Origin of the sequence: Oenococcus kitaharae, from assembly GCF_025758695.1 — a bacterium.
Classification (GTDB): Bacteria; Bacillota; Bacilli; order Lactobacillales; family Lactobacillaceae; genus Oenococcus; species Oenococcus kitaharae_A.
The window spans coordinates 509,039-535,889 of the sequence record NZ_JANJQP010000001.1 but is presented as its reverse complement, the minus strand read 5'-3'; the positions used below and the strand labels follow the sequence as shown (position 1 = coordinate 535,889).

The window sequence follows — 26,851 nt, the reverse complement described above, 5'->3', positions numbered from 1 at the left end:
TATCCTCAATATATATGCGAACGTAGTTCAGCGGTAGAACATCACCTTGCCATGGTGGGGGTCACGGGTTCGAGTCCCGCCGTTCGCTTTGCCACCTGCCGTGGCAGTTGCCGGCGTGGCGGAATAGGCAGACGCACAGGACTTAAAATCCTGCGGTAGTGATACCGTCCCGGTTCGATCCCGGGCGCCGGCATGTTTGCTTGATAAGCAAACAGTTGATTTACCCACGTGGCAATTCTGTTGGGTAGGTTGGCAGTTTAGAACATGCACCATTAGCGCAATTGGATAGAGCGTCTGACTACGAATCAGGAGGTTGTAGGTTCGACTCCTACATGGTGCATAGGTCAAGAAATTAACCGTCTGAGCACAAGCAAGCGATTGTTTGTGTACTGGGTGGAATTACTCGGGACATAGCTCAGTTTGGTAGAGCACCTGGTTTGGGACCAGGGGGTCGCTGGTTCGAATCCAGTTGTCCCGATTGGGCGCTTGCTCAATCGATCGCGGTGTAGCTCAGCTGGCTAGAGCGTCCGGTTCATACCCGGGAGGTCGAGGGTTCGATTCCCCCCGCCGCGATTGGCCCGAATGCGGACCTTTAGCTCAGTTGGTTAGAGCAAGCGGCTCATAACCGCTCGGTCGCTGGTTCGAGTCCAGCAAGGTCCATTTGGCCAATTGTTGTTTGGAGAATTACCCAAGTCTGGCTGAAGGGAACGGTCTTGAAAACCGTCAGGTCGGGAAACCGGCGCAGAGGTTCAAATCCTCTATTCTCCATTGCCGATGGGCAAATTTAATATTATCGCGGGGTAGAGCAGTCTGGTAGCTCGTCAGGCCCATAACCTGAAGGTCGTTGGTTCAAATCCAGCCCCCGCAATAGGCCACGTTAGTGGCCACCTGATTGTTTGGCTATTACATAGTGAACTTTCAAGAGGTTCCATGGTCTAGTTGGTCTAGGACGCCTCCCTGTCACGGAGGAGATCGCGGGTTCGAACCCCGCTGGGACCGGTCGGTAGCGATATCGATGCGGTGCGATTGGCTCGGTAGCTCAGTTGGTAGAGCAAAGGATTGAAGCTCCTTGTGTCGGCGGTTCGATTCCGTCCCGCGCCATTGGAGATATATCTCCCTTGCGAATGTAGCTCAGTGGTAGAGCTCCAGCCTTCCAAGCTGGCTATGCGGGTCCGATTCCCGTCATTCGCTTTGGACTATTAGCTCAGTTGGTTAGAGCGCTGTGTTGATAACGCAGAGGTCCCAGGTCCGAGTCCTGGATGGTCCATTAGCAAACAGGCATTTTGAATGAATGTTTGTTTGCTCATTTTTATATTCATAGACTTTTAATCAGTTGGAGATTTACTCAAGAGGCTGAAGAGGCGCCCTTGCTAAGGGTGTAGGTCGGTTTATCCCGGCGCGAGGGTTCGAATCCCTCAATCTCCATGTTGCTATGTTCTGAGGGCGTATCAAGCCCGTGGCTAAGGCATTTATCAGTTTTATAGGGTTGTGGATAAGTCCCTTGGTTACTTAAAAAAGTACCCAAAAAAGTACCCACGTTTTCAAGAAAGTGAGGCAAGTAAATGACTCACAATACAATCAATCTCTTAACTAATTAGAAAGGATATAAGAATTTGACTGAAGCAATTTAGAATCCTGGTGAGTGTGGTGGATAATTTGAACACAATTCTGAATCTACACCCTGGTCATGTTGAAATTTTTTTCGTTTATGATGGCGTTATAAAAAGTCATACAGGCTTTGGGAAGATTATCAGGTAACTGAGTTCTATACCAATTAGTTGGTTTCATTTCTTCATGGAACGGCACCATGTAATGAGTTAAGAAAACTGGTAATATAAGCAATCAAGTTAGGCTAACTTGATTATTGGCAGAGGTATTTAAAAAACCAAGGTAGGTTACTCTGGCAGCGGGTAAAAAATAGTTGAAGGTTGAAAGGAATTGTTGATCTGTAAAGTGATAAATGATTAAAAATAGTGGTCGGACACTTGATTGGTGTTCAATATTATTTACCCTTAGGTAAAATTGACAATTTGTTCTGGACATTCTCGATTTGTTTCGAGGATGCCTTTTATTATATAAAATCAATCAAACTGCGGAATTTAAATAGATAGCATGTTTTATAATATTATGAGTATGGCAAATAGAAATTTAGCGGCAGCTAAACAAGCTAAGAACGATGAATTCTATACACAATGGATTGATATCGAAAAAGAGATGAATGCCTATCTTGAATATGATCAGAATGTCTTTTTAGGTAAAACTATTTTGTTGCCAGCTGATGATCCATTTGAAAGTAATTTCTTTAAGTTTTTCGCAACCCACTTTAATGACTATGGTTTAAAAAAGCTCATCGCAACAAGCTATGATCCGAGTCCAATTGTCAATACTCAACTAGCACTTTCTTTGTTTGAGGATCAAGACTCACCGTTAGAAGTACAACAAGATAAATCTAAAATAATTAGCAGCGCTTATAAAATAGAATTGACCGATGTTTCAGACTTTGATTCTAATGGCCGCGTCAATATTGAAGATGTCGAAGCCAAGTTGCTTAGTGAAAAAAAGAGAATTTCCTCTGGTCAAACTTCAAATATTTTGTCGTATCTACGTGGGGACAGCGATCCAGATGGTCAGACCCGATTCTCAGCCGGTGATTTTAGAAGTCAAGAGGTTACAGAACTTAAAGAACAGGCAGACATTGTGATTACAAATCCACCATTCTCACTGTTCAGAGTATTTTTGTCTTGGATTGATCCTTCAAAAAGGAAATTTTCAATTATTGGAAACGTAAACGCAATTACGTACAAAACTGTTTTTCCACTTATTAAAAATAATGAGGTATGGTTGGGCGAATCAATTCATTCTGGAGATAGAGAGTTTAAAGTACCCGCTTCTTATCCTTTGAATGCTGCAGGATCAAGGACAGACAGTTACGGGAACAAGTATATTCGAGTTAAAGGGGTACGTTGGTTTACAAATATCAATCATGGGCGTAGACACCAGCCTCTCTCTTTGATGACAAAAGACGATAATTTCAAATTTAGTAAGCATGATGAAGTTCACGGGAACTCATATAAGCATTACGACAATTACGATGCGATCGATGTGCCTTATACTGACGCTATTCCTAGTGACTTTAGTGGAATGATGGGCGTACCGATTACTTTCCTCGATAAGTACAATCCAGATCAATTCGAAATATTAGGCATGGCTGAAAATAAAAACCTTTATGGGCTAAAAACAAAGATATATTCACCGTTAGAAAAGAAAAACGCCTATTTTGCAAAGTTCCATCGAAATGGCCAATATGATCTCAATGCTAGTGGCGTTGTAGTTAAGAACGGCCAGTATTCAAAAGTTTATCAACGCATTTTTATTAGGAGAATAAGTTAAGATGCAAACAACACTAAAAAGTTATAAGGTTAATGAGATTGTGAATGGTTTTCAATACAACGAGTATGAAGGCAGAGGCCTCTTTGGTTTGTCGGGAACTTTAACTATTCAGCCCGAGTATCAGCGTAACTATATTTATGCTGATGGCAAAAAAGATGTTGCTTGTATTGATTCAATACTTAAAGGTTACCCACTAGGATTAATTTACTTCAATAAATTACCAGATGGCAAACTCGAGGTTTTGGACGGACAGCAACGTATTACTTCGATTGGCCGTTTTACAACAGGCAAGTTTGCTATCGAAGATGGAAACGGAAATAAAAATTATTTTTCAGGTCTTAGTCAAGACCAACAAGACAAAATCCTTAATACTGAATTATTAGTGTATGAGTGTTCGGGAACTGAGAGCGAAATCAAAGAATGGTTTCAAACGATTAATATTGTTGGAGTGGCACTCAATTCACAAGAAATGTTGAATGCGATCTATTCGGGGCCTTTCGTCACTAAGGCTAAAGAAGAGTTTTCAAACCACGGAAACGCAAATGTTCAAAAATGGAGTCATTATATCAAGGGGTCAGCTGACCGACAAGATTATTTAAGAGCTGCATTGAGTTGGGTGAGCCAAGATCATATTGATACTTATATGTCTCAACATAGATTTGATGATAATATCAGTGACTTGAAAAATTACTTTGAGAGCGTAATTGACTGGATTTCGACAGTTTTTAAAGATATTGAAAAAGAAATGCAAGGTGTCGAGTGGGGGAGGCTTTACCGGAATTACCATCTAAAACCGGATCAGTATGACTCGGATTTGGTGGCATCAAAAGTTAGCGAATTATTAGTTGATCCAGATGTCACAAAAAAATCTGGTATTTTTGAATATATTTTGAGTGGTGAAAAAAATCCTAGTTTACTCAATATTCGGGCATTTTCTGAAACTGATAAAAAGTCTAAGTATGTAGAACAAACCAATGTAGCTAAAACTAAGGGAGTATCCAATTGTCCACTCTGCAACACAGATACTGAATATGAGCACACAACCAAAATTTGGGAGCTAAAGGATATGGCTGGAGATCACATTGTTCCTTGGAGCAAAGGTGGCAAAACTGAACGAGATAATTTACAAATGCTGTGTAAGCACCACAATAGTATGAAATCCAACTATTAATTCGTTGTTTTGACTGAAGGCACGTTCCCTATACAATTTTCGTGGCCAACGGGTAAGCTACTATTCAAGTTGCATGTGATCATCGGACACTTATTAACAAAGCCAGAATGATGCTTTTAAATGATTTACAAATCTTTTCAAATTTAGATGAAGTTAATAATTTCGCTGATAATCTCGTAGAAGAGCTTGCGAATGCAAGGGTTGGTGATTAGTCATGATTGAACCTGAAGCGTGGGACTTACTCAATAGAGTCAGCCAGTACAGCACTCGACTAGAGAAAATGATAGGCAGCTTAAAACTAGATGAGTTAAGCAGAAAGCAAGCCATTATCAGATTAAGCCTGATCTTATCCCTCTCGCAAGCCGTTAGAGATGATATTGACCTTCAAAGATGTGACTGCCATAGCCAGACAACCAAAGAATTAATAGCACACTAAAAAAGCGTCCGTGATGGGCGTTTTTGTTTGCTAATTATTTGGAATATAAAGCAAATCATACCAATTTTTTGGGAAACCCATTTCTCCCTTAATCAAAATAAAGCCTTCTTCTCTATTGTTAATCGAAGAATAATTACCGTCTTGAATCCGTTGATTTAGTTTTTTGACGAAAGTATCCCAATGCTTTACCTCGTTATGTGGCATAAGTGAGTAAAAAATTTTCATCGTATAAAGACCTGAAAAAAGTGAGTGTGTTAGTGTATCTATCTTAGACTCGTCTATATTACTACCCCAATAATTAAAATCTTGCCAAAATTTTTCGGTCATCTTGGGACTATAAGCAAATTTTTTGCCATAAATTAGAGATAAATGAGAGGCACTATTTCTCAATATTTGAACAGTATTTAAATTGCTAACTATTCTATGCCCATGTTGTGAAAGCAAACCCCCTAATAGATATTCTTCATACTGTTTTTGAATACCAACCTTTAATTGAGTAATTAAAGTGTTAAATTCGCCGAATGTAATCTCTTCGAAGAGAATCCAAGACGGTATTGATCCACCACTTTCGCAAATTAATGTTTGTACAATTTTTTCAGATTTTTTCTGTCTAATGATCTCTTCAGCGAATTGAGATAACATTCGCTCTAGGCCGCCATTGTTGACGAATTTTGGTGTATAGATATTTGGATCCAAATAAAAAGTTGCTATTTCCGGTATTGGATTTTCTGATAAGGATTTGTAAGTATTTAACATGTAATTAGAAAAATTATTCTTAACAAATATCTCTATCGATGGGAAAAGTCTAATTATTGAAGACCTGAGGAAGATATCAAAATCACACAAACTCAGCAGATCTTGGATATGAGATTCAGTTTTATACGCCTTAAGGATACCTGCTAATCTACAAATACGACTAAAAGAATTAATTTTTAGCAAACGAGAAAGATCGTCTTTTTCTTTTTTTAAAATAGTTGCATTACCTGAAAAAATTATTTGGTAATTGCTTTTCAGATAGTTATATTTTCCCTCATCATCTAATAAAAATTTATCAAAGAATATCTTGTCTTTAGTATCTTTTTTGTCATGGCCAATAGGGAAACTATAACCCTGAATTTCCAAAACTCCCTTATCAGACTCTTTTGTCTCAATCAGATCATTAACGATAATGCTAATTTTTTTACTCGCTCTAACCGTATTTTTCGTTAGATCCAAGTCTATGTGGTATCTCATATCAGAACTATCTTTATCCATATACCAAATTATGCAACTTCCCACTTTAAAAATGCACAAAATAAAAGGATCACCCCTTTTAGGATAAATCATCGAAATGATTCATAGCCTTGGATGACCACTGTTAAGTACATGATAACATAAAAAACATTTTTGGGGATGCTACAAGTTTTAAATGTGTTGAATAAGAAAGAGTCGGATAGGCACTAATGTCTCTCCACATTATACTCGTAGTCTGCCATTCAATTTCTCTGAAAAACGAATTTATTACGTGGGATGCAACAACCCGTTCAGCACCTAAGCAGTACTCAGCAGAAAAACGATAGGGGGCGTATTGGTGTCTGATAGAGCGTTCGCATAACCGTTTGCCTGTGTCAAAGATGCCAAAATTAAAACTTTTTTATAGACTGATTTAGCCCTATAAATACCCATATAACAGCGTTTGATTGTCTCTAGGGGTTATACACTGAAACGCACCAGCCGTTAGCCGTTGCTGGTCTATCTGGTCTCACTAGAGACGCTATCAGATCAATCAGAGAAAAAAATAAATAAAAGGGAAACGAATGCCTTAACAGCAGCCTTAGTAGCCATTAAACACACAAAAACAGCCAAAAATAAGCGATTATTTGCCATTATTTCCTGTTTTTTAGCGTTTTTAACCCTGATTTCTGCTATACCCCCATGGCCTATCCTTGCAAAGGGTAACGGCGTCTAGGTGGACAAGCGTTAAAAATTCCCAAAAAAACAGATTTTATCAGAGCAACCTGTGTCCTCTGATAAGACGTTGGTTGATTAAGTGTTTATCAGGTGTGATCAAAGTACACCTGTTCAAAGTGCTGTCAGAGAACCTTAGACGTAATCAGTTAAAACAACGGGTTAGAACTAGAACAAGGCAAAGCGCCGAATTCTTGGGCTGTCCTGTTGTAGGACGATTGTTCATTGTTCACAATCTTAGCGTTTTGCGAATTTTGTGATATGTTCACAAGCCTTACGATAGGCGACTGGTCATACTGCAAAATACTGCATAGCAACTTGTTAAAGCCTGTCATCAAATCAGGGCTAAGACTTGCTCATATAGATAAGCTGACTCGGTCATTTACCGACTCAGAGAACCAGCACCTTGTCAGCGGGTAGTGGTTTAAATAGTAGTTATTATTTATCTATGGTACTGCTTTGGTACTTCAACCATCCAAAAGGGCTATCCCGTTTCGTTATGCCCTTAGAGGGAGTGTTCATAGTCGCACTGATGACCTCGATATCTGCTGTTCTGCCACTTGTGGCGGATTGCACTTTGTAATTATAGAGAAAGCCGTTTAAACACTCGTAGGACAAGGTTTTGGCGCACTTTTGGCATTGATAAAAGGCACCGTTTTGCGCAATTTTGCCCAATTATTTTATTTTCGGTTCTGTTATTTTAAGTGCAGGTTTATGCAGGTTTTATGCTCTAAAACGGGTAGAATATTACGGCATGTTTGAAACAAGAATGCCGTTAGCTAGGCGTTTGTAGGCCTGATGCCCCCTACCTAAAAAATTTTGCAAAATCAATCTTTTTTGCAAGTCAGGCATGCTGTGTACGGTTCTCTCGTGGATAAGCATGGGCGGGGCTTGATATTTCTAGGCTATAACTCTAGCGGAAGATAGTGGACTAAATGCATTTTTTATGTCAACTTTTGACAAGTTTTAGGCTAGCAAAAGCAAGCATTTAGACTAGCATTTACTAGCATTGATGTCCTGAAATGCCATGATTTCATGTTGTGTTTTGTTAGGCTGCTTAATAACGATATCTAACCTTGAGGCCATCTTTTGCAGTCATTAACCTTAGGGTTTACCAGGGTGCTAGACCATCATTTACCATCATTTAACCTTATGAATTCCTAACATGTAACCTTAGCAATTCTGAGCATGTAAGCCTGATCTAAGGGCTTTAGAGTACTGATATAAGGACTTGCAACCTGTGCAACCTTTTGTTTTTAGGGTGCAACGTTTGTGTGCAACGGCGTTGCGTTACGTTGCAGCAGATTGACCCCCTGAATTTCATTTTTTGGCAATTTTTTACAAAACGCCATCTATACGCCGTTCTCTTTTCAGCAGCATAATAGCCCCCATTAGCCAGTTATCAAAACCAAGTTTTTATTTTATTCTTTTTAATAAAGCCTGCTTTTTTTAGATCGTGATAGATCCCCCAAACAAGTGACGTGATTAAAATAATCAAGATAATAATGATTAGCTGAGTTTTCGCTAGATTTGAAAATGGGCTTTGCAAGGCATAAAGCACAATGAGTGTCGTAAAAGTCATATCCATGATTGGCAGCACAATGGCTAGAAAGATAAAATGCCAAGTTCTTTTACAGTGTTGCATCGTTGCTGTTCCTTAGTTCTTTATTTTGGATTTCTTTCGACCAACAAAACCATCCTTTTTGAGAAGATGATAAGTGACGATAATTGTTTCAACTAACAAAATAAGGATAATCGTAACAGAAATAGTCAGTTTTTCTGAAGCCGTAAAGGGTAAGAGCTGAGCAGTCATAATTAAGAAGACAGCCGCCACGATAATCAATAGTGGATATAAAAGAGCATCATATAAAAAACGCCAAGTTCTTTTACTCGTATTTTTCATCTTCATCACCTCAATTCAAATCTGCATAAACTGGACCCTCAACGAGACTCAGTTGCAGGTTGGTATAATTTGAGTTCCTGTAAAAATTATAGTGGATTTCGTATTCAACTTCGCCACTGCCGATTATCTTATAGCTGTAATAATAAGATACATACTTGCCCTTGGGTGTTTTGTGGTTAGGATAGACCGTTGCATAATAGGTTCTAAAGTAACCATAAATATCGAGTGCTATGCCGCCGCCAGCGCCGATAGGACCCGTTAAAGCAGCAGTGATAGTTGTAGCTATGCCATTCCCTAATGTTTTGGCAGCTTGCTGTTTAGTGTAAGTCTTGAGTGTAGTATGAAAAGTCTTTCCTTTCGTCCAAGTACTGGCAGCTTTGGCAGTCACAGATAAAGCTGAGGCACTGCCAGTGATGACGCTAGTCGCTGGCACCTCACCAATATAAACCCCATCCACGAATAAATGAGTCCCTTCAGTATAAAAACCACTTTTAACGACAGATGGCATAATGACAGCGTTGTCGCTTGGTTGCGATGATGTTGATCCTATGACCTCACTACTAGTATCCGCAAAGGCTGCCAGTGGTGTGATACTTGTTGACAGCGTGACTGCGACCAAGGCTGAAGCTAACAATGAATGCTTCTTCATTTTCATTTTTCTTTTCTTCCTTTCTTAGAATTGCCCTTATTCTAGTTCCTAAATCCTGATGTGGCACATAAAAAGCGCAACAATTTGTTGCGTTTGTGTTGCGCGATGGATTAGTGAAGTACATGAGGTCATCAGGAATTTTCTAACGATTCTTTTCATGAAAAAAGAGCATTGTTTACATGCTCTTATCGTTTGAATAATCGGCTGAATAAGCCTTTTTTTCTTTGCCTGCTTATCTTCTTCTTCTATGAGTGCTGGCTTCTTATCGCTTAACTGTAGTTTCTGGGCTTGATCTAGCAAAGTGTGCAGCTCTTCTATTTGTTTATCTTTGCTTGATAGTTGGCTATCCTCAACTTTTAGCTGTTCGTGCATCACGTCTAACTGATCTATTAGTGCGCTAATAGTGTGCTGGTTTTCGCTTTTTGGTGTGCTATTAGCTTGTTTGCTCTGATTGCTGTTAAACTTCTAGAGCATCCCCGTTATTGGTTTCTATGCCGTATTTTTGGCTTAAATACAATACGTTAGCGCACTATCATCATATTCAGTGTGCTATTTAGTGGCTACGGTCAGCAGAGAACTCAGAAAGGAACGGGCTTATTTTGCTGCCCATTTTGATCTGTTTGATCTGAATCAGTTAGGCAAACAGATACAAGATAGGAACTATAAGGGCATTGTGCTGCATATTTAATTGCCATCCCGATTGAGTTCTTTGAATACTTTTGATCTCACTGAAACATTTAAGGCAATTCTCTATGCTCCTTTACTATGAGTTAATAACTAACTTAACTTAACTTAACTTAACGTCCCTTTTTACCGGCAACCTGCCGGCGGTTTGTCGGCGCATTTATATATACACGAATTAAGATAAATAAAAAAAGCCCGATTTAACAGGCTTTTAGGTTATACATGTAACTGTTTCATTCTTGCATGTAAAGCGAAGCGCTGCTCGCTGTTGAGAATCTGTTTCTTCCTAGCTGAAAAGCTCATATTGAACTGATCTGTATCAAAGTAGCCCCGTAAATAATTGTCTTCCTCTTGTTCAATCGCTTTGAGAAAAGGGCGGTATTTTTTGATGTGTTTCTGTACTGTGGTGTCAATGTGCCAAGATTTCTCTTGATAGTCATAAATAATGACCGTTTCTCTTTCTTCTTTTAATACTTTCATCTTCCTACCTCTAATCTGCGATATTTGTCTGTTTTATCCAAGCCCAGCTCATGTTTTTAAACCTGACTAGTGAATCAGGTATCTTGATACCCTCATCAGAGTTGAGCTGTTTCTTGCGGGTTGTGGTTGAGCAGAATCTGCATTCTTTGAACCATTGAGTCACTCAAGATGTGGCTGTTTTCAGTGAGCCATTTTTTGAGTGGGCTAAAGTTGGCGGAAGTTTGATAGATATTTTCGATCAGTAACTGGTGGCCAGCAATAAAAGCCTCGTTCTCTGTCTGCTGATTATTCTTGTAGACCGTGAAGCCATTATCATCCACGAACAAGTCAGGAATCAGCAGCTGATTGAAGATACCACTGATCTGAAAATGCCTAAGGTGCTGTATGCCTGACCACTCTTTGAATAAATAAGCGGGTGCGTGGCCGTTATCAATTCTCAGCAAGTAGCCAGCATTGGTTAATTCTTGTAAAGCATTGGTATCTATGCCTTGACCTCTCAAAGCACTTTTCGGGTTGACGATCAGCCCTAAGTCGTCTGTCTTATCAAACAGTGGCAATAAAGCACTTTTGCCGTCTAGGCTGAGGTCGGTATAACGATCATCGACTAGCCAGCCCTTTTTATAATTCCGACTATTAGCCATGAGCCCGCTGCTTTCTGTCGGCGCTTTTACTCACAGAGCGAATCACTCTTTGTAATTCATCATCAGCCAGCGGGTTATCCGAGTGGGCGTTTGACCAGCCTAGCAGTGTGTTAATCACGGGCTGATCTACTTTCATAAACAAGAGTGAGCCGACTAGGGAACTGAAATAAAGATGGCGGTTGATACTGGGCGGGTGGATGAGACTGGTCAGAGTTCGGTTAGCCATTTCCTGCCAAGGCTGACGACCAAGCCGAACGGTCTGCCGATACGGGGATGGTCTCTGTGGCTTGATTGAAAGAATCTTTGTCTGGGATAGTGCCCGATGAAGGTTTAAAAAGGGTGCTGTATGGCTAATTGGTTGCTCATCATGCGCCAATGAATAGGCGTTTAAGATAGGCAAGCCAGCAAGTTGTGACCAATTAGAGCGATAACTGGTCAAGTCTGTCTGCCAGTCTGTCGGCAATAAGCCAGCCAGATATGTGCCAAGCTGTGCCCGTTGTGTTGAATTAAAGGGTTGATCTGTTGGAATGGCAACTCTGAGCCGTGTGCCTTTATAGCCGTTTGAAATAGTCGGGTAGATCAGATAAGCCATTATCTTAAAAGCAGTTTGAATCTTGACTACAGCAGTCGGGTAGTCGTCCCCGTTGGTGTTATCAAGATCAAAGAAGAGAATCGACCGGCTGACTAAGTTGGTATTTTGCCGAATGGCTTTTGTCATTGTCCCAGCGATCACAAATTGACCTTGATTGTGTTTGTATTGGTCAGCTTCTCGGCTTGAGTCTACATCAGCTGCTTTTATAGCTTTTTGTTTGACTAGCCATGACCAGTCAGACGAGACTGGCTTGATTGGTTTTAGTTGGCTGTGCCTGAGGCCTTTTCCCAGATAGATCATAGGATGGCCTTCCTAAACAGAGTTAACCTGCTAAAATACAGATAGGCATTTATTTGAATGCCAGTAATAGTGATAATTAATTTGTTCCATCCGTTAACTGCTCTGCTGCCCAAAGTTTTGTAGCTAATGGATTTTTTTGTCTCTTGCATCATTATTTAACCTGCTTTCTTTCGAGATACGCCAGCATATCGCTAGTCTTATAGAGCTTTAAGCTGCCGAAGACAATCGGGTGCAGTTTGCCTTGATTAACCAACGTGTCGAACGCTCGAACGTTAAAACCGAATAATTTCGGTATATCCTTGCGCCTGAATGTCACAGGCCAGAATTTGTTATCATTTTCCACATTCATAAATAAGCCTCCGTGTTTGAAACAAAATGACTGATGATGTTTTTCATAGTGGCCGCCATTGTTTCCTTTCTAATTAATTACTTGATCCAATGTTTAATTTTTGCAGAGCGTTCTCAAGGCGCTCTTTTTGACTCTCATTTAAATCTTCAGGATATCTTAGCCATACAGATAAGTTTGAAGCGTTGGTGTGTGCTTCGTGGGCTACCTCGTACATTTTGATCCCTGAATCTTTAATCATCTTGCGGTAATTCTTTGCCATCATTTCCTCATTTCTTGTAAGAACTAATTGCTTTATCTTGTTCCCACGATTATTATTATATGTGAGGTTAATTATTGTGTGCAATAGGAAAAGCACACAATAAAAATACGCACAAAATGATTAAACCAGACAAAAAAATTTTAGCTGCTCATCTGAAACAACTTAGAGAAAATAAGCATCTATCTCAAGAAGCACTCGGAAAAATCGCTACCGATAATGAGGGTTTTAATGTCCCTAATGTCAGAAGGACTGTTAGTGATTGGGAAAATCCAGATAAGGGTTTTCCTAGCGCTGATAAAATTGCTCGTATTTGTGCTTTTTTTCAGATAACTCCGACCCAATTGCTATTTGAAAAAGACTCCGATATGTGGGAACTAGTTTTATCTAATCGCAATTTAAGTATCAAAAAATTGTCAGAAACTGTAAACAAATTTTTTGAAAAGTTTGGATTTTATGACGCATTACACAAGGTTGATGATGTGGAATTATCACACAAAATATTCCCTAAATTATCAAAGCACAATCTAGAAGAAATTCTCTATGTCTTAATATTTGATGGGGAATTGTCATCTTTGAGAAAAGAAAAGACTAATTACCCAAAGATAAGCAACCAAGAATTTTTACTACCGATGATGACCGCTGAATCAGGATTGTTTAAAAACAATATTTTTATAAGGATGTTGGTTCTATCTGGTGATTACTTTTCTCATCATCCAAAGGAATTACAACCGTTAAAGGAAAAATTTTCTAATGGTATTGATCTAGAAATTGCAGAGATGGAATACTATTTTGACTTAACTAAAAATGAGTTTTTAGAAAGAGGAATAGATATTGACGAACAAATTCTTGTTCATTTATACAGCGAAAACTTTTTTTTAACTACCGCAGCTCAAGAATTAATTCTTGAGGATATACGTAACCTACTAAACTTTAAAACTAATTATTCTAATTTTTCTAGTGAGGCTTTAAAAACACAGCAGAGTTTTTCTAACGATTTTGAGAAAACAATCAAATTATTTCTGAAAAATAAAGTTGAAAAATCAAATATGAATCAATTTGAAAAAGAAAGAATTAGTAATGAACTAAATAACTTACTAGAACGTTTTTATAAAGATACGGGTGCCTCTTATATCGAAGGTTCAGAAGAAAGTGGTCACTGGTCATATCATTCATAAAATGAAGCAATTTCAGAGAAAGACAACTCTCAAAAACTCTCGTTTGACTGATGATTGATTGTATTGTGCTGTCATTGAAAAATGACAATGAAAATTGAAGTTAGAACGCTTAAAAATGGCGTTAAATCGTATTATTTTAGAATCGTGTTAAACGGTAAGGCTACGCATAAGCGAGGTTTTAGTAGCCGAAAAGAAGCAGTAAACGCCTATCGGGCTTACAAAGTCGCTGAAGCTAACGGTCAGCTAGAAAGCCAGCAAGTTAAGCGAATCAAGTTCAATGAGCTTGCTGCAGAGTGGTTGGCTATGAAAGCAAAAGACGTCAAGCCATCGACTTACAAAAAGATTGAAGAGCGCTATAAGCTGCATATTCAACCGTATTTTAAGGGGGTATACTTGGACGAACTCACGCCGATCAAAGCTCAAAAGTTTGTTAATCAGCAAGCGGCGGCCTTTGTTCGCTACGATTGGACGGTTGGGATTGTTGCCCAGATATTTAAAAAGGCTGTGCAGTATGCCTACGTCAAAAACAATCCTTTTGCCAATATCGATAAACCGAGAGCTAAAAAAGCACCGTCCAGAGATACCGTGCAATTCTACGATGTCGAAGAATTGAAACGATTTCTAAACAGTGCTTATCAGCTCTATAACAAAGACCATTATAGCCGATACTTGTTTTTCAGGTTATTAGCCTTTACGGGGATGCGAAAAGGCGAAGCGTTGGCCCTGAATTGGTCTGATGTTGATTTCAGCAATAAAACTCTGTCGATCTCTAAGACCGTGGTCACGGTTGAGAGTGGCGAAGTTATTTCTGAAGAGCCTAAAACCAAAGCCAGCAACCGCTTAATGACGCTTGATGATGAAACTATTTCAGCTTTAGCCGAATGGAAGCTCAGGCAGCATGAGCTATATCAAGCTCTCGGCTACTCGGCATCCCCATGCAACTACGTTTTTAACAGCTCGGTTAATTCCTTTGTGACCTTAGGCAAACCACGTCAATGGTGCAGAGAAATAGCAAAGGCTGCTGACCTGCCTGCGATTATCATTCATGGTTTTCGGCATACTTATGCAACGCTGGCTGTCCAGTCAGGCATGGATATTAAACAGCTTCAATACCAGCTAGGCCATAATGATGTGCATACCACTTTACAGATATACGCTGAAGTAACCAAGAAACAGAAAACAGAAACAGCTAGTATTTTTGCTAATTTCGTTAATCAAAGTACCCAAATAAGTACCCAAGAAAATAATTAATTTTATAAAGCCTTGCAGGACACGGGATAGAGCGTTTAGAGTTCGAATCCCTCAATCTCCATAGAGTCTAAAAGCGCTTTGCCATGAGGTGAGGCGTTTTTTGTTTGCTTGGGTGCTGCCTTGGTCCACTTAGTGATTACGATAATTTTTAAAAACAATGACTAGGCATAATTTTTTTAACGAGACAAATATTTTTCTCTAGTCATATTCAAAAAAGATAAAATATATTTGTTTAATAAAATACTTGTCTTGGATTAATTGAGGGAGATTTAGAAGATGAGACTGTCATCTATGATTAACACAGCAAAAAGAGCGGGTAAGGCAATTGATGCGATGGCCGGGGTAAGTGATGCACTTGCTCCAGCAGCACAAGCTGTTAAGGGAGCTATTGATGACCATCATGCAAAGCATGCGAATGATGCCAAGATACCTAAACTTACAGAATTGTCATTAGATGATGCTCACGAAATTCTCACTAATTATCCTGTTAAATCAATCAATATTTTAGTTGCCCCAAATAAACGTTTTGCTCATAAAAGACCAAATACGGTTTTGAGGACTGAACCGAGAACAGGTTCTGTAGTATCGCCGGACACTTTTTTTAAGCTCTTCTATGTCGATGAGGCTACTATTTTAGAAAGCAAAGAATTACTCAAACTGGCTGATGAGCAGAAATCTAAGAAAAAAGAGGCTCGCAAAGAACTCACTCATAAACTGGTTAATAGTTCCAAAGCTGAAGCCGGCACGTTATCCCACAAACTAAGTTCGACTTTGCATCACGTGACTCATTATACTAAAAAGGGTATTTAACATACGAAACGCAAGTTAAAAAACATCTGGAAATCCTTGGCCTGTTGCAATGATTAACCAAATACTTTTATTCACCTTTTAATGCTGGTTTCTTACTAACTAATCTAACGTCTTTGAGTTAATTATTTATCGTTGAAAAGAAACTCTGTTCTTTCCGCTAAAAAAGTTTTGAATATGTGAGATTCCAAATCAAAGAAGTATCCCTAGAACCGATGTTGATATTCAAGACATTGTGATAGAACTATTATTATGGTCAAAAATAAAAGATATTCGTTTATAGACGTTTTGAATATATTAGCCATATTTATGGTTTTAATGTTGCACACTTCCTAAGCCATCTTCCATACGAACGCTGCTGATCCTTTGTTCAAACAAGTTAGAATGTTCCAAGCTCTCGCTATCCCGGCTGTCTTTATTTTCTTCATGATTTCTGGTGCCATGCTGATTGATTATCGATCACGCATGACGACAAGGGAATTTTTCACAAAACGTGCGCTCAGAGTGGTTGTTCCGTTAATTTTATGGAGTGTTCTCTGGTATGGATATGATATCCGTTTTACTGCCTACCCAGGTCCTATTCCTCATCCTGATCCAAGTGTTTCGGATTTTTTGTTGAGCTTCGCTAGCACGAATATTAATACCTTATTCTGGTTTTTCTATGTTATTTTGACTCTTTATTTAGTGACACCTTTGTTATCTGCACTAGTGAGTCTGAAGGAAAGAGGCTATCTGTTCGTGCTAGTGTGCATCTATGTCGTAACTAATTGTTTTATCTTCTACCCATTAGAAATTTTAAAAATCTCAATTAACAATAATATGGTTAATTTTCCATTGGTCACTTTTTCCTATTTAGGGTATTTTATTGCTGGCTATTTGATCCATACAGATTATTTTTCTCGAAAACAAGAAAATTTAATTATTGGTATCGGTGTTATTATGTTTGTCATTCAAGTCTCTTTTGTTAGTTTGGGAATCGGGACCAATCTAGACATGAACAATTCCACTGGCCCGATCGTGTTCTTTTACTCAGCCGGTCTGTTTACTCTGGTTAAACGGCTTATGATATCTGTTAAAGCAACAGCTAGTGCCGCCAAGATATTAAAGACTCTTGCTAGTACTAGCTTGGGTATTTATATTATTCATCCTTTTTTCATTAAATTGTTTGATAAACTTTTGTCAATTACAGATCTCAGCCTAATTCACGTCTATCTTTTTCCTTTTATGGTCTATCTAGCTTGTGTGTTAGTTGTTTTGATCGTTAAGAAGCTGCCGGGAGGGAAATACATTTTTCCTTAATGGCACTGACAGCAAAGTTTTATTGTTCATAATTTCTGTGTGATTAGTTAATGCAGAATTCGAAATATTTAAAAACGAGTGGGATGGTGTATTCAAAGCTTTCATGGTTTTGGCAAATTTTTTCTAAGAACGTCTCCACCTCTACAACACATGTAAAATAGTGACTGAGTCTACATCAGGAGAATTCATTTTATGGCAACTGAAACAAAAGTATTGCTTGTGATTGGCGGCAGTGATGCCGGTATTTCAGCCGCGCTGCGCGTCAAAGAGCTTAATCCGGAAATTGAGGTCAATGTTTTTCTGGAAGATGAATTTCCGAACTTGTCTATCTGCGGGCTGCCTTATGCAATCAGTGGTGATGTCGCTGATTGGCACGACTTAGCGCATCGCAAACTAGCAGAGCTAACTGCGACTGGCATTCATTTTTTTATGAACACGACCGTCGATAAAATCAATCCCCGCCAGCATGAAATTCTGCTGCATGCTCGCAAGGGCGAAACACAAACCTGTCATTATGACTTTCTGCTGGTTGCAACTGGCGCAAAACCTCGTTTATCCGGTATGGCTGGGATTAACCAGGCCGATAGCCGCGTTCACGTCATGCACACGATGGCTGATTATTTTGCGATTGAAAAATCCTTATCTTCACCTGATCAACACAAAGCCGCTATTATTGGCGCAGGTTATATTGGCATCGAAATGGCTGAAGCCCTGCGCAAACGACAGCTGGAAGTAACGCTTTTTCAGCGTTCTTCAGAAATTTTAGCTACGGTCAATGCCAATTTAGGGCATATCGTCCAAGAGAAGCTCACGGAAAATCAAGTTCGTGTCATCACGAATACGGCGATCAAAAAGATCCAGTCAACAGCCGCTGGTGTTTCCCTGACAGGACAAAAAGCTACTGAAATAACGCATTACGATGATTTTGATCTGGTCCTGATTGTGACTGGTGTCCAGCCTAATTCGCAGCTGTTGGCGGATGCAGGCGCACAACTCAATCCCAACAATCATGCCGTTGCCGTAGACGAATTTATGCACACGACCTTGCCGGATATCTGGGCCGCGGGTGATCTAGTCCAGACTTACCACCAGCTGCTTGGCATGACGTATCTGCCGCTAGGGACCACTGCCCACAAGCAAGGGCGCGTGGCCGGCAGCGTGATTGCGGGTTATCCGAGATCATTCAAGGGCATCGTCGGAACGCAAGTCTTAAAAGCTTTTGATTTAATCGTTGCACGAACAGGCTTATTGGATAGGGAAGCGGTTGAAGCCGGTTTTTCGCCGCTAAGTGTCACGAGTAATGTCGATGATCATAAAGCTTATTTCCCAGGTGCACACAAAATCAAGATCCGCATCACGGGCGACCATCAGACGGGGCAGCTTTTAGGCGCACAATTAATTGGTCATTTCGGTAGCGAAGTGGCTAAACGCAACGATGTTTTTGCAACAGCCATCGCAAACAAGCTGACCGTTTCTCAGATTAGCGATTTGGATTTATCTTATTCACCGCCAGTCGGATCACCTTGGGACGCCATTCAAATTGCTGCACAAAATTGGGAAAAGGCTTCCTTAAAACAGGCTTAGCATAGTTGTTTGACTTTCGTGAAAAAGACCGATATCGTAATATCGTTGGTGGAAAATTTGCCAGTGCGGCAGATTGAAAGAGGCATAAAACTTCATGGAAGTATTTGATTACGAGAACGTGCAGCTGATTCCGAATAAATGTTTGATCAACTCGCGTTCAGAAGCTGACACGAGCGTTGAATTCGGCGGACATCGCTTTAAATTACCTGTTGTACCGGCTAATATGGCCTCGGTGATTGATGATGACCTGGCGATTTGGTTGGCGGAAAACGGCTATTTTTACATCATGCACCGTTTTGAACCGGAAAAAAGATTTCATTTTGTGTCTGAGATGAAGGAAAAGGGTTTGATTAGTTCTGTCAGTGTTGGCGTGAAAGAGGAAGAATACCGTTTCATTGATGAACTAGCTGACGCCGGACTGACGCCGGACTATATCACGATCGATATTGCCCACGGCTACGCCAATACGGTCATTGACATGATTCATTATATTAAACGGCATTTGCCCAAGGCCTTTGTGATTGCTGGTAACATCGCGACTCCTGATGCTGTCCGTGAGCTTGAAGACGCGGGTGCTGACGCGACAAAAGTCGGCATTGGCCCTGGACGAGCCTGCATCACGAAGCTGAAGACTGGTTTTGGTACAGCTGGCTGGCAGTTAGCAGCTGTCCGTTTGTGTGCAAAGGCAGCCAGAAAACCGATTATTGCTGACGGCGGGATTCGTCACAACGGCGACATCGCTAAATCCGTCCGTTTCGGTGCCAGCATGGTGATGATCGGTTCATTGTTTGCTGGGCATAAACAATCTCCTGGCAGCGATCTTGTGATTGACCATCGCCGTTACAAGCAGTATTACGGGTCGGCTTCAGCTAAACAAAAAGGCGTTTACAAGAACGTTGAAGGCAAGGACTTATTGGTTCCTTACCGTGGCGACATCGCAAACACCTTAAATGAAATGAAACAAGATCTTCAATCATCAATCTCTTATGCCGGCGGAAGTGATCTGCAGGCTTTGAGAACCGTCAATTATGTGATTGTGCAGAACACGATCATGAACGGCGATTACTAAATAATTTTTAACTTTCCTGCTGTTTAACACTTTCAGCAGGATTTTTTATTTTATCGGGCTGAATGATCAGGTTCAAAAGTACAGCACAGAGGCTGGCAACGACAACGCCGTTGCTGAAGATCAAACGGATTGTCTGTGGCAGGCCCTGGAAAATATTCGGCTCAACGCTGACACCGAGGCCGGCACCAATAGAAATGGCCGCCACGAGGATGTTTTTGTTGTTGGAAAAATCAACTTTTTCCAGCATCCGGATACCTTGAATGGCGATCATACCGAACATAATCACGGTTGCACCGCCAATGACAGGCGTGGGGATGATTGTTGCCAAAGCACCAATTTTAGGCAACAGACCCAACAGCATCAGGAAACCGGATGCATAATAAATGGGCTGCCGGCTTTTGATCCCGGATAGCTGGACGAGACTGACGTTTTGCGAAAAAGTCGTATAGGGGAAGGTGTTGAAAATACCACCAAGAATACCGGCCAAGGCTTCAGCACGATAGCCTTTTTTAAGATCTGTTTCACCAATTGATCTTTTCGTGATATCTCCGAGGGCGAAAAAGACACCTGTCGATTCTACGAGTGAGACGAGAGAAATCGCGATCATCGTGAGAATAGAAGAAAGTTCAAAACGCGGTGTACCAAAATAAAATGGCTGCGGGAAGTGGAACCAGCTGGCGTCGGCGACAGTTTGAAAAGAAACCATGCCCATAAAGGAAGCCAGGATAGTACCTAGAAGTAGGCCAATCAAAACGGCGATACGGCTGATGAAACCCTTGGCGTAGACACTGCAAACCAAGACAACTACAATCGTGAAGAGACCAACGATCAGATTATTGCTAGCACCAAAAGATTTTGCTGCTGCACTGCCGCCGCCAAGATTGACGAAACCGATCGGGATCAAAGTGAGGCCGATCACGGTAATGACAGTACCAGTGACCAAAGGCGGGAAAAACCTGCGGATTTTAGCAAAGACACCAGCGATCAAAAAGACAAAAATAGCTGAAGCGATGATGGCGCCATACATGGTGCCGATCGTAAAGTTTTGGCCAATCATCTGCAAAGGCGCAACTGCTTGGATGGCACAGCCTAGAACAACCGGTAGTCCAATGCCGAAGACGGGGTTCGTAAATAATTGTAGAAAAGTGGCTAATCCGCACATGAAAATATCAATTGATATCAAATAAGTCATCTGCGCAGGACTGAATTTTAGCGCGCCGCCGATCAGCAGGGGAACCAGCACGGCTCCGGAATACATAGCCAGCAAATGCTGGATGCCCAAAAGGGCTGAATGAGAATTGCTGACGAGATTATTTTGTGTTTCCTGATTAATCGACATGAGAAGCTGCTCCTTCATTGTTAAAAACGACTTGACCATCTTGGAAATGATCAATACTTGCTAGTGAAACAAGCGGAATATTTTTCGACAGGATCAAATCATGACCGGCTTGAAAACGTTTTTCGATCACAATCCCGACGCCGACTGCGGTCGCGCCGGCTTGGCTGGTGATATCAAGCAATCCTTGTACAGCTTGGCCGTTTGCCAGAAAATCATCAATGATTAACACACGATCGTCCGCATTGATGAACTTTTTGGAAATGGCAATCTTGTTTTCCGTCTGCTTTGTAAATGAATAAACACTAGCAGTGTAAAAATTGCCGCTTAAGGTGCGGCTTTTGTGCTTGCGGGCGAATACCATCGGTACTTGCAGCTGAAGGCTGGTCATGAGTGCTGGTGCAATACCGGACGCTTCGATTGTCAGCACTTTTGTGATACCTGCCTGACTGAATTTGTCAGCGAAGGCCTGTCCGATTTGAGACATCAAAAAAGGGTCGACTTGGTGGTTCAAAAAACTATCGACCTTTAAAATGTCCGATCCGAGGACAACACCTTCGGATTTGATTTTTTCTTCTAAAATTTTGATGACTAATCTCCCATCCAATTGAGATAGTAGAAAAAGCTCCTCGGAGATCACGGAAATCAGCATAAGTACATGATTGCTTATAGTCCTGAGTTTGCGGCTCCGGGTAGAAACGGTCGTCCCTATTACGACCATATATAAGCTTTTTCAACATTCTGAATTTGTTACGTGTATCCTATCACAGGGAAAAAAGCCGTGCAAGAAAAAGGGCAGGAATTTGCTTAATTGGAGAAGATCCTGTGATATTTGCTGGGTGCTAGTCATCAGCCGATGAGGACATTTCACCCTATTACATATTGCAAAACAACAAATACATATTGAAAAACGATAAATTTTAGGATAAAATGACTCCTATGATGATTTAAAAAAAGGAACTCGAATATATGAAAATTAAAAGTTTGATTCTTAAGTTAGCCTTATTGGGGATTGCGGCGATTGTTGTCATGGCTGGAACGTTAGTCTCAATTCAGGTTTTTACAGCTGAAGGTTTGCATTGGAATTTTGCCATCGTCACGCTGCTGGCTGCCATTTATTTAGCCGTGATTTTTGCTTTCAGAGTTCTTTATCTGTTGTTTCGAGTTGTCAGTCTCATTGGCAAAAATCAGGCTTTCTCATCAGCAACACTGCCGCTGGTCACAAAGATTAAGCACACTATTTTAGCTATCGCGATTGTCTTTTCGGGGATCATGCCTTTTGTCTATCAAGTCACACAGATGGCTGATGCACCGGGCCTCATGATTATGGGATTTTCACTGATTTCTTTGCCTTATGCGGTTTTTGTCTTTTCACAAATTGTTGAAGATCTTTTTAGGAGCGCGATCAGTTTAAAGGCTGAGCACGATTTGACTATATGACTAGAGGAGAAGAGCCATCAATTATTGTTAATTTAGATATTATGCTGGCCAAACGGAAAATGTCCGTCACAGAATTATCGGAAAAAGTCGGCATCACGATGTCTAACATTTCGATTTTAAAAAATGGCAAGGCCAAGGCGATCCGTTTTGAGACACTTGTGGCCATTTGCCGCGTGTTGGATTGCCAGCCAGGAGATCTTCTGAGCTACGGAAAAAAAAGAGAACTAAAACGTTAATTTCCTTGCAACAGAAGGAAATTAACGTTTTTTTGTCAAACTCTTTTAACCTTAATTGTTTGATTTGTTTTTTGAGCGGCTATTCTGTCTTGAACTTTCTCAAGAATAGCGGCTGAGGCTGATTTAATATTTTTGCTCATCACTAACTCCTCAGATTTAGATCTAGTCATTTTTAACTTACAAGCTCATGATAAAACGGAATCCTGACTGTGACAGTGCTTATGCATAATTGGTAAATACCAATAACCGATCAAACGAAATTTTGATAACAAAGCCGACATATTTTTGAGAATTGTGAAAAAAATGTTGTACAATATCCACTAACATTTTATAAGCGGAGCGTACAAATGGCGGATTATTTTTTTGTACCGGTTGGTGAACAATCGCTTAATTTAATTTTTCCCAATTTGATCGATGTGAAAAAGAATCAATTGATTCAGCACATCGCGAGATATTTGCTGCGGCCTGATACTGACCTGCCTGGCATTGTCGATGTCATTCCCGCTTATCACACTTTGACGGTTAATTTTGATCCGGCTTTGCTGCAAGCTGACGAGCTGCAGGATTATTTGGATCGATTAATTCAGTCAAAAAAATTAGAAGCAAGTGCGCCAGTGAAACACGTTTTGCTTTTGCCAGTCTGTTATGACGAAGAATTCGGCCCGGATTTAACTAGTGTCGCTGATTACGGTCATATGACTGTGCCTGAATTAATCGACCTGCATAGCAGCCTTGATTATTTTGTCTATATGCTGGGCTTTCTGCCTGGATTTGCCTATATGGGCACGGTGCCAGATCGGATTGCCATGCCGCGTTTGGACCAGCCACGGGCAGTCATTGCAGCTGGCAGTGTCGGCATTGCTGGTCAGCAGACCGGCATGTATCCTTTGCAGTCTCCTGGTGGCTGGCGTTTGTTGGGACGGACACCAGTCAGGCTTTATGATCCTAAACGTCCTGCGCCGCTTTATGAAGCGGGTGACTATATTCGCTTCCAGGCAATTTCACGAGCGGATTATAACAAGATTCAGCAGTTGGATCAAGCCGGGAAATTCCAGCTGGCGCAAAGAAAGGAGGCGGGCTCATGATCGGCGCGACAGTTATCGATAAGGGCCTTTCAGCGTCCATTCAGGATTTAGGTCGTTTCCGCCACCAGATCGAAGGATTTCCGACATCGGGTGCGATTGATCAAGCGGCTTTTTGCTTGGCTAACGACTTGGTGAACAATCCAGTTAATGCTGCGGCGATTGAATTTTGTCTTTTAGGCCCCAGCTTGAAATTTCATTTTCGGACTTTCATCGCGATCACAGGCGCTGTCTGCCCAGTCTTTGTTAATGCTCAGCGGGCCGAAGAAAATCAGGTTCTTGAGATTTTTGAAAACGATGTCTTGACTTTCGGCCCAGTCAAAAGGGGTCGATATGGTTACATTGCCTTTGCAGCTGGCGGCCTGTTAACAGTGCCTGTCTTAGATAGCCGTTCGACAACTTTACGAGCCGGTATTGGCGGATTAGACGGACGTTTGCTGCAAAAGGGGGATCAGCTGCCTTTGAATGAATGCTACCAAATGCCCAGTCTGCAGTCACGGCAATATGCAGTTGATGAGAAAAAGGTGGTAACGGGAATCAGAGTCGTCAAAGGGCCGCAGTGGTCCTTGTTTGATCCAGCAGCTCAGGAAAACTTGGTCAAGCAGACTTTTACCGTTTCCACACAAGCTGACCGTATGGGCTATCGGCTGACTGAAAAATTATTGCCGGCCGCACAAGTCAGCCTGCTTTCTGAAGGAACAGTTTTTGGCAATATTCAAATTACGCGAAACGGCCAGCCAATTGTGCTGCTGGCAGATCGTCAAACGACGGGCGGATATCCTGTGATTGCCACGATTATTGCTGCCGATTTTTCAGCTTTTGTGCAGATGCCGCTTGGTCAAAAATTTGCATTCACGCTCGTTGATCTACCAAAAGCGCAGCAGGAGTTATTGGTACGGAGGCAGCGATTTAAACGTTTGCTGGCATCATGGCAGCAGGCACGATATCAGTTTCCGATCGGCCCAGCCCGAAAAGCTGCAGTGAAAATTCAGGCTTTATTAGCATCGGAAAATGAGGGGGATTAGCAGTGAAAATTGCGCATTTGAAAAAAATCATTCAAGTATTCAATCAGTTCGGCCTCAACAGCCTGGAAATCAATGACTATCAGGGACAGATTCGTTTGACCAAAGAATTGGACACACATACTCAGACGCCGGTTGTGTCGGAAACGACCAATAAGTCGGTAACTCCGGATGATACCTTCACGATCAAGGCACCTTTCGTTGGCACATTCTATACTGCACCCGGTCCCGATCAAACAGCTTTTGTGAAAGTCGGCGATCAAGTGACTAAGGGACAGACTGTCGCGATCATTGAAGCGATGAAAATGATGAATGAGGTAAAAGCGTTGCAAGACGGGAGAATTAACGATATTTTAGTCGTTGATGGCAGTACTGTCGAGTACGATCAGCCTCTGTTTTCTTTGACAAAAACAGGTGCTGTCTCTTGAAAAAGGTACTGATTGCTAATCGAGGTGAAATCGCTGTCAGAATTATTCGCGCCTGCCGCCTACTGAATATCGCGACTGTCGCTGTCTATTCGACGGCTGATCGTAGTGCTTTGCATGTGCAGCTGGCTGATCAAGCAGTCTGCATCGGGCCGGCTGATGTTCAGCACAGTTATTTGAATCAGGCAAGCATTATCGCGGCCGCTGAAATGACTGGGGCTGACGCGATCCACCCTGGTTATGGTTTTCTCTCGGAAAATGCTGAATTTGCTCAAGCCTGCCAGGATGCCGGCATTAAATTTATCGGACCAGGTGCCAAAGTGATTGCGACCATGGGCGAGAAATCAGCTGCAAGAAAAATGATGATTGCGGCTGGTGTGCCTGTTGTCCCAGGCAGCGGCAATGAATTTACCACGTTAGCGCAGGGGACGGCTGCAGCTGAGCAGATCGGCTATCCGATTATGTTAAAAGCCAGCGCCGGTGGCGGCGGTAAAGGTATGCGCGTCGTTGACAGTCCTGAAGTGTTCGGCCGTTTGTTTTCCTTAACGCAAAGCGAAGCTGAACATGCCTTCGGCGATAATCATATGTATTTGGAAAAATATCTGGCCCATCCACGGCACATTGAAATTCAGATTGCGGCCGATCAATTCGGGAATGCGATTGCCGTTGGCGAGCGGGACTGTACGATTCAGCAGCATCACCAAAAAGTGTTAGAAGAAGCGCCGGCCATCACTCTTGATGAAGCCAGTCGACAAAAAATGTTTCAGATTTCGGTCACGGCAGCCAAGGCGATTCATTACGAAGGCGTTGGCACCCTGGAATTTCTCTTTGATGGTCCCGACCATTTCTACTTCATGGAAATGAATACGCGAATTCAGGTCGAACATCCAATTACAGAATTGACCAGCGGTCTTGATCTCGTGGATCTGCAGCTAAAAATTGCTGATGGGAAGCCGCTGGCTATCACACAGGCGGATGTTTCTCGACATGGTTTTGCATTAGAATGCCGCGTGACTGCCCGGACGGCTGGCAAGATAAAACTGCTGCATTTACCAGGCGGCCATGGCATTCGTGTCGATGACGCTTTGTACCAGGGTTATACGGTACCGGCTAATTATGATGCCATGATTGCTAAGATTATCACCTTCGGACCGGATCGCCAGAGCGTGATTCGGGAGATGCAGATGGCCATTGATGAGACAGTGATCGATGGTATTCAGACGAATTTAGATTTTTTAATGCAGCTTTTATCTGAAAAAGCCTTTCAAACTAATCAAACTGATATCAATTGGCTTGATCAGCTGACAGAAACAAGATAGTAGAT

Annotated in this window: 27 protein-coding genes, 13 tRNA genes and 1 riboswitch; of the genes, 28 read left to right on the top strand and 12 right to left on the bottom strand. The window is 41.4% G+C overall.

Annotated features, from left to right (window positions below):
• Positions 1–16 precede the first annotated feature (16 nt).
• From NRF22_RS02785 to NRF22_RS02715, 15 genes are all read left to right on the top strand, one after another.
• Positions 17–88: transfer RNA gene (locus NRF22_RS02785), tRNA-Gly, on the top strand.
• 21 nt (positions 89–109) lie between these two features.
• Positions 110–193: transfer RNA gene (locus NRF22_RS02780), tRNA-Leu, on the top strand.
• Positions 194–266: 73 nt separating this feature from the next.
• Positions 267–340 (top strand) — tRNA-Arg (locus NRF22_RS02775).
• 64 nt (positions 341–404) lie between these two features.
• A tRNA-Pro gene (locus tag NRF22_RS02770) sits at positions 405–478 on the top strand.
• A 21-nt stretch (positions 479–499) separates the two neighbouring features.
• Positions 500–573 (top strand) — tRNA-Met (locus tag NRF22_RS02765).
• A 13-nt stretch (positions 574–586) separates the two neighbouring features.
• Positions 587–660: transfer RNA gene (locus NRF22_RS02760), tRNA-Ile, on the top strand.
• Positions 661–678: 18 nt separating this feature from the next.
• Positions 679–768, top strand: a tRNA-Ser gene (locus NRF22_RS02755).
• 26 nt (positions 769–794) lie between these two features.
• Positions 795–868: transfer RNA gene (locus tag NRF22_RS02750), tRNA-Met, on the top strand.
• 56 nt (positions 869–924) lie between these two features.
• Positions 925–999: transfer RNA gene (locus NRF22_RS02745), tRNA-Asp, on the top strand.
• 29 nt (positions 1,000–1,028) lie between these two features.
• Positions 1,029–1,101 (top strand) — tRNA-Phe (locus NRF22_RS02740).
• A 19-nt stretch (positions 1,102–1,120) separates the two neighbouring features.
• Positions 1,121–1,191, top strand: a tRNA-Gly gene (locus NRF22_RS02735).
• 2 nt (positions 1,192–1,193) lie between these two features.
• Positions 1,194–1,267: transfer RNA gene (locus tag NRF22_RS02730), tRNA-Ile, on the top strand.
• Between the two features lie 68 nt (positions 1,268–1,335).
• Positions 1,336–1,425 (top strand) — tRNA-Ser (locus NRF22_RS02725).
• Positions 1,426–2,133: 708 nt separating this feature from the next.
• Complete coding sequence (locus NRF22_RS02720; RefSeq protein WP_263779139.1) at positions 2,134–3,390, top strand: adenine-specific methyltransferase EcoRI family protein; 1,257 nt, start codon at positions 2,134–2,136, stop codon at positions 3,388–3,390.
• 1 nt (position 3,391) lies between these two features.
• The gene (locus tag NRF22_RS02715; RefSeq protein ID WP_263779137.1) at positions 3,392–4,561 is read left to right on the top strand and encodes an HNH endonuclease family protein; all 1,170 of its coding nucleotides are present in this window, start codon (positions 3,392–3,394) and stop codon (positions 4,559–4,561) included.
• Between the two features lie 466 nt (positions 4,562–5,027).
• Here NRF22_RS02715 and NRF22_RS02710 read toward each other — a convergent pair whose 3' ends face one another.
• From NRF22_RS02710 to NRF22_RS02690, 5 genes are all read right to left on the bottom strand, one after another.
• Complete coding sequence (locus tag NRF22_RS02710; RefSeq protein ID WP_263779136.1) at positions 5,028–6,251, bottom strand: Abi family protein; 1,224 nt, start codon at positions 6,249–6,251, stop codon at positions 5,028–5,030.
• Positions 6,252–8,346: 2,095 nt separating this feature from the next.
• A complete protein-coding gene (locus NRF22_RS02705) occupies positions 8,347–8,589 on the bottom strand; it encodes a hypothetical protein (RefSeq protein WP_263779135.1) in 243 nt (80 codons plus the stop codon).
• Positions 8,590–8,601: 12 nt separating this feature from the next.
• Positions 8,602–8,853 carry a hypothetical protein gene (locus NRF22_RS02700; protein WP_263779134.1) on the bottom strand — a complete coding sequence of 84 codons (252 nt, stop codon included), beginning with the start codon at positions 8,851–8,853 and terminating at the stop codon, positions 8,602–8,604.
• A 4-nt stretch (positions 8,854–8,857) separates the two neighbouring features.
• Positions 8,858–9,502 (bottom strand): hypothetical protein, encoded by a 645-nt coding sequence (locus NRF22_RS02695; RefSeq protein WP_263779132.1) that lies wholly within the window; start codon positions 9,500–9,502, stop codon positions 8,858–8,860.
• A 42-nt stretch (positions 9,503–9,544) separates the two neighbouring features.
• Positions 9,545–9,868 (bottom strand): hypothetical protein, encoded by a 324-nt coding sequence (locus NRF22_RS02690; protein ID WP_263779131.1) that lies wholly within the window; start codon positions 9,866–9,868, stop codon positions 9,545–9,547.
• A 172-nt stretch (positions 9,869–10,040) separates the two neighbouring features.
• On the opposite strand from NRF22_RS02690, the gene NRF22_RS02685 reads away from it, so the two are divergent.
• Entirely contained in the window at positions 10,041–10,184 is a 144-nt protein-coding gene (locus NRF22_RS02685; RefSeq protein WP_263779130.1) for a hypothetical protein, read from the top strand.
• A gap of 212 nt (positions 10,185–10,396) precedes the next feature.
• Here the strand turns inward: NRF22_RS02685 and NRF22_RS02680 are convergent, their stop codons facing one another.
• The 5 genes from NRF22_RS02680 to NRF22_RS02660 form a co-directional block, all read right to left on the bottom strand.
• Entirely contained in the window at positions 10,397–10,660 is a 264-nt protein-coding gene (locus NRF22_RS02680; protein WP_263779128.1) for a hypothetical protein, read from the bottom strand.
• Positions 10,661–10,755: 95 nt separating this feature from the next.
• On the bottom strand, positions 10,756–11,301 hold the full coding sequence (locus NRF22_RS02675; protein WP_263779127.1) for a hypothetical protein: 546 nt from the start codon (positions 11,299–11,301) through the stop codon (positions 10,756–10,758).
• A complete protein-coding gene (locus NRF22_RS02670) occupies positions 11,294–12,193 on the bottom strand; it encodes a hypothetical protein (protein WP_263779126.1) in 900 nt (299 codons plus the stop codon). The genes NRF22_RS02675 and NRF22_RS02670 overlap by 8 nt, the downstream gene beginning before the upstream one ends.
• Before the next feature lie 151 nt (positions 12,194–12,344).
• Positions 12,345–12,542 carry a hypothetical protein gene (locus NRF22_RS02665; RefSeq protein ID WP_263779125.1) on the bottom strand — a complete coding sequence of 66 codons (198 nt, stop codon included), beginning with the start codon at positions 12,540–12,542 and terminating at the stop codon, positions 12,345–12,347.
• Positions 12,543–12,615: 73 nt separating this feature from the next.
• Positions 12,616–12,801, bottom strand: coding sequence for a hypothetical protein (locus tag NRF22_RS02660; protein WP_263779124.1), 186 nt, complete (start codon positions 12,799–12,801; stop codon positions 12,616–12,618).
• A 116-nt stretch (positions 12,802–12,917) separates the two neighbouring features.
• On the opposite strand from NRF22_RS02660, the gene NRF22_RS02655 reads away from it, so the two are divergent.
• The 6 genes from NRF22_RS02655 (at position 12,918) to NRF22_RS02630 (ending at position 19,986) form a co-directional block, all read left to right on the top strand.
• Entirely contained in the window at positions 12,918–13,976 is a 1,059-nt protein-coding gene (locus NRF22_RS02655) for a helix-turn-helix domain-containing protein (RefSeq protein ID WP_263779123.1), read from the top strand.
• Positions 13,977–14,063: 87 nt separating this feature from the next.
• The gene (locus NRF22_RS02650) at positions 14,064–15,227 is read left to right on the top strand and encodes a tyrosine-type recombinase/integrase (protein WP_412178714.1); all 1,164 of its coding nucleotides are present in this window, start codon (positions 14,064–14,066) and stop codon (positions 15,225–15,227) included.
• A 291-nt stretch (positions 15,228–15,518) separates the two neighbouring features.
• On the top strand, positions 15,519–16,037 hold the full coding sequence (locus NRF22_RS02645; protein ID WP_263779120.1) for a hypothetical protein: 519 nt from the start codon (positions 15,519–15,521) through the stop codon (positions 16,035–16,037).
• Between the two features lie 363 nt (positions 16,038–16,400).
• The gene (locus NRF22_RS02640) at positions 16,401–17,333 is read left to right on the top strand and encodes an acyltransferase (RefSeq protein WP_412178710.1); all 933 of its coding nucleotides are present in this window, start codon (positions 16,401–16,403) and stop codon (positions 17,331–17,333) included.
• 192 nt (positions 17,334–17,525) lie between these two features.
• Positions 17,526–18,917 carry an FAD-dependent oxidoreductase gene (locus NRF22_RS02635; protein WP_263779118.1) on the top strand — a complete coding sequence of 464 codons (1,392 nt, stop codon included), beginning with the start codon at positions 17,526–17,528 and terminating at the stop codon, positions 18,915–18,917.
• A 94-nt stretch (positions 18,918–19,011) separates the two neighbouring features.
• Positions 19,012–19,986, top strand: a complete 975-nt coding sequence (locus NRF22_RS02630) for a GMP reductase (RefSeq protein WP_263779117.1) — start codon at positions 19,012–19,014, stop codon at positions 19,984–19,986.
• A gap of 7 nt (positions 19,987–19,993) precedes the next feature.
• Here NRF22_RS02630 and NRF22_RS02625 read toward each other — a convergent pair whose 3' ends face one another.
• Positions 19,994–21,325 carry a nucleobase:cation symporter-2 family protein gene (locus NRF22_RS02625; protein WP_263779116.1) on the bottom strand — a complete coding sequence of 444 codons (1,332 nt, stop codon included), beginning with the start codon at positions 21,323–21,325 and terminating at the stop codon, positions 19,994–19,996.
• Complete coding sequence (locus tag NRF22_RS02620; protein WP_028291749.1) at positions 21,315–21,911, bottom strand: xanthine phosphoribosyltransferase; 597 nt, start codon at positions 21,909–21,911, stop codon at positions 21,315–21,317. Before NRF22_RS02620 ends, NRF22_RS02625 begins: the two co-directional genes overlap by 11 nt.
• A gap of 60 nt (positions 21,912–21,971) precedes the next feature.
• A riboswitch (purine riboswitch) is annotated at positions 21,972–22,069 on the bottom strand.
• A 222-nt stretch (positions 22,070–22,291) separates the two neighbouring features.
• Here NRF22_RS02620 and NRF22_RS02615 point away from each other — a divergent pair.
• The 6 genes from NRF22_RS02615 to NRF22_RS02590 all read left to right on the top strand — a co-directional run bounded on the left by NRF22_RS02615 (position 22,292) and on the right by NRF22_RS02590 (position 26,846).
• Entirely contained in the window at positions 22,292–22,762 is a 471-nt protein-coding gene (locus NRF22_RS02615) for a DUF2975 domain-containing protein (RefSeq protein ID WP_263779115.1), read from the top strand.
• The gene (locus NRF22_RS02610; protein WP_263779114.1) at positions 22,759–22,998 is read left to right on the top strand and encodes a helix-turn-helix domain-containing protein; all 240 of its coding nucleotides are present in this window, start codon (positions 22,759–22,761) and stop codon (positions 22,996–22,998) included. The genes NRF22_RS02615 and NRF22_RS02610 overlap by 4 nt, the downstream gene beginning before the upstream one ends.
• A 347-nt stretch (positions 22,999–23,345) precedes the next feature.
• On the top strand, positions 23,346–24,083 hold the full coding sequence (pxpB, locus tag NRF22_RS02605; RefSeq protein ID WP_263779113.1) for a 5-oxoprolinase subunit PxpB: 738 nt from the start codon (positions 23,346–23,348) through the stop codon (positions 24,081–24,083).
• A complete protein-coding gene (locus tag NRF22_RS02600; RefSeq protein ID WP_263779112.1) occupies positions 24,080–25,105 on the top strand; it encodes a biotin-dependent carboxyltransferase family protein in 1,026 nt (341 codons plus the stop codon). The genes pxpB and NRF22_RS02600 overlap by 4 nt, the downstream gene beginning before the upstream one ends.
• Before the next feature lie 2 nt (positions 25,106–25,107).
• Entirely contained in the window at positions 25,108–25,530 is a 423-nt protein-coding gene (locus NRF22_RS02595) for an acetyl-CoA carboxylase biotin carboxyl carrier protein (RefSeq protein WP_263779111.1), read from the top strand.
• Positions 25,527–26,846: an acetyl/propionyl/methylcrotonyl-CoA carboxylase subunit alpha gene (locus NRF22_RS02590; protein WP_263779110.1), complete on the top strand. Its 1,320-nt coding sequence runs from the start codon at positions 25,527–25,529 to the stop codon at positions 26,844–26,846. Before NRF22_RS02595 ends, NRF22_RS02590 begins: the two co-directional genes overlap by 4 nt.
• Positions 26,847–26,851: the final 5 nt, after the last annotated feature.